The organism is Luteibacter sp. P4_D7_3 (genome assembly GCF_056401735.1).
In genome coordinates this window covers 1-6,032 of record NZ_JBFUIT010000250.1, presented here as the reverse complement: position 1 = coordinate 6,032, position 6,032 = coordinate 1, and the positions used below count along the sequence as shown (strand labels likewise).

Below are 6,032 nucleotides of genomic sequence, written 5' to 3'. Positions count from 1 at the left end.
CGGCCGTGGAGGCCAGGCGGACCAGGATCACGTGGTCCTGGCCGACGCGATTGAAGCTGTTCTTGAGCGCGTAGCAGCCCTGGATCTCGTGGGCCTTGATGGCGTAGCCGAGGACATCGCGCACGGTCAGCGGCTTGCCGCCTTCCTTCTGTGCCTTGCGCGAGAGGTAGTCGGCGACCGCGAGGATCGCACCAAGGTTGTCCGACGGGTGGCCCCACTCGGCGGCCAGCCAGGTGTCGTTGAAGTCGAGATAGCGGATCTGGGTGCCGATGGCGAAGGCCGCCTGGACCGGGTCCAGCTCATGCGAGGTGAACGGCACGCGCGTGCCGCCCTGCATCACGGCGCCCGGAACCAGGGGGCCGAGGTGCTTGACGCAATCCGGGAACTTCATCGCCAGGGCTGAGCAGGCCAGCGAGTCGAGGAGCATGTAGCGCGCGGTGTCGTAGGCTTCCTTCGAGTCGATCTGGTAATCGGCCACGTAGTTGGCGATGTCCACCAGCGGCTGGTCCGGATCGGGACGCGTGGCGGAACGGATATCGTGTGCGCTCATGGACTTCACTCGTGGAGGGTGGGAAACCGGCGATTTTAACCGGTCGACCCCCGGGTATGTCTTGCCGCGGTGCATCCCAACCGCCACAATGCCCGCGACTACCGCCCAAGAGGGAGTAGTTCCGCGGAGCCTTCCGGCTTCGTGCGCGACGATCGTCAGTACGGACGCCACACGCGTCCCGGGCGTCGCGGCGGCATCGCGCCGGGAACGAGACTTTTGTGGTGACGACGGGTGCGCGTACCCGTCGCCGCCGCATTCGATCTCACAACGCGCGAAGGACCCGCTTTCATGGATTTTCTCACCCCCGAATTCTTCTCCGGCCTGGCAGCGATCATCCTGCTCGACCTGGTGCTGGCTGGCGACAACGCCATCGTCATCGCGCTGGCCGCTCGCAACCTGCCCCGCGAACTGCAGAAGAAGGCCGTTTTCTGGGGCACCTTCGGCGCCATCGCCCTGCGCATCGTGCTGACCTTCGCGGTGATCTGGCTGCTCAAGCTGCCCGGACTGATGCTGATCGGTGGCGCCCTGCTCATTCCCATCGCGTGGAAGCTTCTCAAGCACGACGAGCATGATCCCTCCATCACCCCCGCAGCGGGCTTCTGGGCGGCAATCCGCACCATCGTTATCGCGGATGCGCTGATGGGCCTGGACAACGTCCTGGCGATCGCCGGCGCGGCCAAGGGCCATATGGGACTGGTGGTCCTCGGCCTTGCCATCAGCGTGCCTCTGGTGGTCTGGGGATCCACGCTCATCCTCAAGCTCATCGAGCGCTTCCCCGTCGTGATCTACATCGGCGCCGCGGCTATCGCCTGGACAGCGGCACGCATGATCGCGCATGACCCTCTGGTCGCTGGGTGGTTCGAGGCCAACCCCTGGACGCCGTGGACCCTCGATGCACTGCTCGTTATCAGCATTTGCGCTGGCGGCTGGTGGCGTGCGCGCCTCGCGCAGCGCGCGAAGGCAGCCTTGCCTCTCGCTGGCGAGTGAGGGGATAGCTCGCCACGCGAGCTCATGTAGCCAGCAGCTTGCGCCGCTTCACGCTTGTGGGTGTGTTGGGTCGAGCACAAAGCCAGCGAGTTGCAGCACCGCTTGTGTAGGAGCCGCTTCAGCGGCGAACCCTCAACGGTGATCGTCGCGAATGAGGCGTTGCATCGCATCGTGTCGGCGGTTGAACCGCTCGCCTGATAACCACAAAGCCTCATTCGCAACCTCGACAGCCTGAGGGTTCGCCGCTGAAGCGGCTCCTACAGAAGGCAGTCTGCTCGCTCATCGAACCTCGGGCGACGAAGCGGCGTGGCGCCTGTGCCTCACGCCACCTCAGCGTTCGGTGTCGCGGTTGGGTTGGCCCTTGGGGCCGCCTAAGCTGAGGGCGGCCCCGACCGCCTGACGGAGCGCGAGCCCAGCTACCGCCCGTCTCGAAGAGCCGCGCCGCGGCCCCAAGGGCCAACCCAACCGCGACTCCCGAAGCATCACGAGCGTGAGGCGGCGAACGCCGCTTAAAACATGCGCTCGCGGAGCGAGCGATTCGCATAAAAAAGGCCGCCCGAAGGCGGCCCAGGATTCCCCCTGGCTAGGCGAACGGCACGAGGCCGCTCGCCAACCAGACGATCCGATCAGAAGCGAAAGCGAATGTAAGCCGCTGGTCCGTTGAGCTTCATGTCCAGGTCGAGGTTGTACTGACGCTTGTCCTGGTTGAGCTTGATCTTCGTGTACGCGTACTCCGCACCGATACCCACGTTCTGCCACGGGAAATACTCGACACCGAGGGCAGCATCGAAAATGTGGCCGTTGAGTTCACCGCCGTTCTTCTTCACACCCGAGGCGTTGAAGTACATGCGCCACTGCTCGTTGAACGCATGGCGCCAGCCGATCTGCAGGTTCGGCGCCCAGGCGCTTTCGTTGGCGGTCGCGCCCGACGCGGCGGTCTCGTCGTTGATCGTCGCACTGCCATAAACGCTGGCGTGCACCTTGTAATACGCCGCACCCAGGCCGAGGCCGAAGACGTCGTCACCGGTGCCGAACCACCACTTGTAGGCGGCGCTGCCGAAGGTGAACTTCAGGTTGCCCCTCGCTTCCGCCGCAGCATCGATGGGCTGGCCGAGGAATTCGACGTTCTCTTCGAGGGTCTTCGAATGCGAGCGATTCACTTCGTAGTAGTCGAAGCTGAAGCCCTGGTGCTCACCAATCAGGAAGTCTAGACGTACGCGCGGTACGGTCTTGTGCTTCTTGAAGTCGAGATCTTTCTCGAGATTCACGTTACCGCTGGTGTTTAGGTAGCTCGTCTTCCCGCCGATGTTGGTGTCGTTGTTCGTGTAGTAACCGCCGACCCACAGGCTGATGTTGTCGAGCGCTGGCGACTGGGATTTCTTGTTGCTGTCCTGCGCATGCGCAGTGGCACCGAAGACAGCGAGTGTGGCGATGGCGAGGCCCGCGGTGGCCTTGCCGAAACGATGATGACGGTTGCGCATGTGTCTGAAACTCCCTGCCAAGGTCTTTGTTTTTGATCGAACCCCCATCGAAATATTAACGAGCAAGGATGTGTGCACCGCGTGCACGCGAATTCGCGCGTGTTTGAAACGCGTTCAGAAGAGTGAATGAATTGTGTGTACTTCAGAGCGTGATCGGTACGCGCACCGTGATGGTTGTATCTGGCGTATCGCGAGTGACACCAACGCCCAGCGTCACGTTCAAGGTCTCTTTTTCATTGAAGCGATACGAACCGCCGATCAACAGCGAACCCAGGGTCACACGCGCCGATCCCGGCAACGGATCGCCGTTCTGCTGCGTGCGACCGACAAATGCCTGGTCGTAACCGATGCTGATGGATGCCTTTTCGTTGAGCGAAAGGCCCATGCCCAGGCTGATATCGGCAATGTCGCCCGCCTTGATGTCCCCGAGAAACTGCTTGCCGGCGAGCAATACGTTACGACTTACGTTCTTGCGTTCGAAGTTGTGCAGATAGCTGAGATTGCCGAAGAACACGACCGGATCGGAGGGATACAACCAGGTCACGCCTGCCTGCGCCGAATAGAAACCCGTGCCCGTGGGGCTTTGCAGGGGCAAGCCGGTGCCGGTGAAGTTCTCCACGCAACGGGTCACGCAATCACTGGTGACCTCGAACGGATCGCGACCGGTGCGCGATTTTGCGCGGAACCAGCCAACGTAGTACGGCTTGTCCGCGCCACCATCGTTGAGCTGATAGCGCAACGTGGCTTCGACATCGCCGATACCCTTGCCACTGGTGGTGAACAGGTTGTCCTGGGCGGTGCCGGTGAATATCTCGCGACTGATCGTATCGGTGTGGGTATCGACATACGGCACGCGCACTTCGAGTTCCATGCGATTGGTCAGGCCGTAACGGAACGCCAGGGCACCGGTCTGCGTCGTCGTCTTCACCTGGCGTACGTCGACCAGGCCGATCAGGATGGCCGGAATGACCGTGTAGCCGACGAGCGCCACGCGGTCGCTCGACGAATAGCCGTACTGATACGAGGGTTCGATGATGAGCTTGCCCTTGGGCGTAAGCACGCCGGGCTGGTCGAAGATCGGCGCGACTTCCGGCGGGCGGTCGTCTTCCGCGGGTCGCCTGCCGACCGGCCTCGTCGCGACCACGGGCTGCGAGGCCTGTGCAGGCGGCGCTCCCGGAACAGGTGCACCCGGCTGCTGGTCCTGCGGGGCTTGCTGGTCCTGCGGCGCCGACTGCGTGCCCGCGACGGCGGCCGAGCCACCACGCGCCTCCTCCAGCGCATTCATGCCGATGGCCTTGCGCAGGTCGTTGTACTGTACTTCCTGCGATGCGAGCTCGCGCTTCATCTGCTCGAGTTCGGCGAGTTGTTCCGCCATCTTGCTGCGCATCGCATCGATGCGTCGCCCCTGCGCCTCGATCTTCTCGCGCAGTGCCGGATCGACCGTGCTGCTACTGCTGCTCGCGCTGGCCTCCTGCGCCAGGCACGCTCCGATCCACATCGGAAGCGTCGCCAACGCAAGAGCACCCGCACATGTTTTTGCCTGCATCACCCTGCCGTTGCGATACATGCTTAATTCCCCCGGAACTGGACCACCGCGTCGTTGACTGCTTCCGAAATCCGCATGTTCTGAAGCATGCGTGCCGAGTTCACCGACGCGTCGATCGTGGTGGTGGCCGTGATGGCCTGGTTGTCTAGCGTGTTCTGGATGATCAGGCCGGGCGTGACGGAAGCGGGCAGATTGATCGACGCCGATGCCGCCGCCGGCGCCTGCACGCTCATGGCCGGCACCGACGCCGCGGACTGCGCCGTAGCGCTGGCCTGTGCCGCGTTACTGGTCTGCGGAGTGCTCACCGCGCTGCTGCCCACATTGATCACGGTGGTCTGCAAGGCACTTTGCAACTGCGCTGCCTGCTGGGCCGTGATGTTGGCAATGTTGGGTACCGAGACCGTGGTCTGCATCGCCTCCATGCCGTTGATGAGCACCGTGCGCTGCAGCGCGAAGGAGGCAACGAGGTTGTCGCCGAAGTCGAAGCCGCCACGGATCGTGTCCAGGGTGGCGTCCGGTACCGCGTGGTTGATCGGAAAGTCGGCCGCCTGCGTGGCGGCACAGGCGCCGCTGGCGAATACGACGGCGAAAAGGATGGGGCGGGTTTTCATATGTCCCCCGGTCCGCGCTTGGGCATGACGATGGGGCTGAGGCCGTTACGCTCGATGCCCTCGAACATGGGTGATGCAGGAGCGACCGCCCAGTCGCGCGGACTGTTGAAAATGGCGCGGTCTCGTTCGTTATGGATGACGAAGACGACGTGGTTATTCCACATCGCATCGAAGCGGCGCTTCGACATCGAACGGGTGCCGCGTGCGGGGTCGCCGACCAGCACACGGTCATTCTTGTAGCCCTTGATCACCACGAAATGGTGGTAGCCGCGCTCGTTGATCAGCACGATGGCAGGGATACCTTCAACATCGAGCTTTTCCAGCGGGACGTCGAAGCCGTCGGCGTCGAAACCGCGCGAAGCGAGGAACCGCTTGATGTCCAGCAAGGAGAAGCCCTCTTTGCCGATCTTGGCGCGGTCGCCGTTGTTGTACATGACGTCGAAAGCGGACTGCTCGTCGATGGGATAGCCGTACTGGTAGGTGAGCAGCGTGGCCACCGCGGCGGAGCCACAGCTGAAGTCGTACTTCTGCCGGATCGTGTTGCGGAAACGCGCTTCCTTAAGGCTCGTCAGGTGCAGCGGGTACGACGTACCCGGACTGGTCTGCACCTCTGCCCCCATCGCGACCGCCGGTGTGGCGGCAAGCGCGAAAAGCAGGGCGACGGTGCAGGCCGTCCTCACTGGTTCATCCTGATGTTGAGGATCGTGGAGTTCTGGATGAGCACGTTGTTGCCGGAGTTCTGGATCACCGTCGGCAAGCCCGCGGAGCCCGTCAATGAACCACCGGAAACAATGTTGCCCGCGCTGAAATTGTCCTTCGCCTCCGTGTCGGTCATCGTGCCGTTGAGGGCCTGGTTG

The 6,032-nt window shown here is 63.0% G+C and carries 6 protein-coding genes and 1 pseudogene; 1 reads left to right on the top strand and 6 read right to left on the bottom strand.

All coding sequences use genetic code 11. The annotated features are described in order from the left end of the window. On the bottom strand, positions 1-550 hold a 550-nt coding region (locus AC1DSN_RS17130), incomplete at its 3' end, for an MmgE/PrpD family protein (protein WP_477331852.1). Between the two features lie 288 nt (positions 551-838). Between AC1DSN_RS17130 and AC1DSN_RS17125 the strand changes: the two genes are divergently transcribed. Beyond that, positions 839-1,537, top strand: coding sequence for a TerC family protein (locus AC1DSN_RS17125; protein ID WP_477331850.1), 699 nt, complete (start codon positions 839-841; stop codon positions 1,535-1,537). Between the two features lie 626 nt (positions 1,538-2,163). On the opposite strand, the gene AC1DSN_RS17120 is transcribed toward AC1DSN_RS17125, so the two are convergent. The 5 genes and pseudogenes from AC1DSN_RS17120 to AC1DSN_RS17100 form a co-directional block, all read right to left on the bottom strand. Further along, entirely contained in the window at positions 2,164-3,018 is an 855-nt protein-coding gene (locus AC1DSN_RS17120) for a porin family protein (protein WP_218625578.1), read from the bottom strand. A gap of 142 nt (positions 3,019-3,160) precedes the next feature. After that, positions 3,161-4,585, bottom strand: a complete 1,425-nt coding sequence (locus tag AC1DSN_RS17115) for a coiled-coil domain-containing protein (RefSeq protein WP_213950003.1) — start codon at positions 4,583-4,585, stop codon at positions 3,161-3,163. A gap of 2 nt (positions 4,586-4,587) precedes the next feature. Then, entirely contained in the window at positions 4,588-5,175 is a 588-nt protein-coding gene (locus AC1DSN_RS17110) for a hypothetical protein (RefSeq protein WP_063571754.1), read from the bottom strand. Beyond that, a complete protein-coding gene (locus AC1DSN_RS17105) occupies positions 5,172-5,855 on the bottom strand; it encodes a C39 family peptidase (protein WP_063571753.1) in 684 nt (227 codons plus the stop codon). The genes AC1DSN_RS17110 and AC1DSN_RS17105 overlap by 4 nt, the downstream gene beginning before the upstream one ends. Next, positions 5,852-6,032 (bottom strand): annotated as a pseudogene (locus AC1DSN_RS17100) (hypothetical protein); the annotation flags it as partial. The pseudogene AC1DSN_RS17100 and the gene AC1DSN_RS17105, both read right to left, overlap by 4 nt.

Coding starts and splice junctions, on each gene's coding strand:
- AC1DSN_RS17125 (WP_477331850.1), top strand. CDS start 839: ATGGATTTTCTCACCCCCGAATTCTTCTCCGGCCTGGCAGCGATCATC.
- AC1DSN_RS17120 (WP_218625578.1), bottom strand. CDS start 3,018: ATGCGCAACCGTCATCATCGTTTCGGCAAGGCCACCGCGGGCCTCGCC.
- AC1DSN_RS17110 (WP_063571754.1), bottom strand. CDS start 5,175: ATGAAAACCCGCCCCATCCTTTTCGCCGTCGTATTCGCCAGCGGCGCC.
- AC1DSN_RS17115 (WP_213950003.1), bottom strand. CDS start 4,585: ATGTATCGCAACGGCAGGGTGATGCAGGCAAAAACATGTGCGGGTGCT.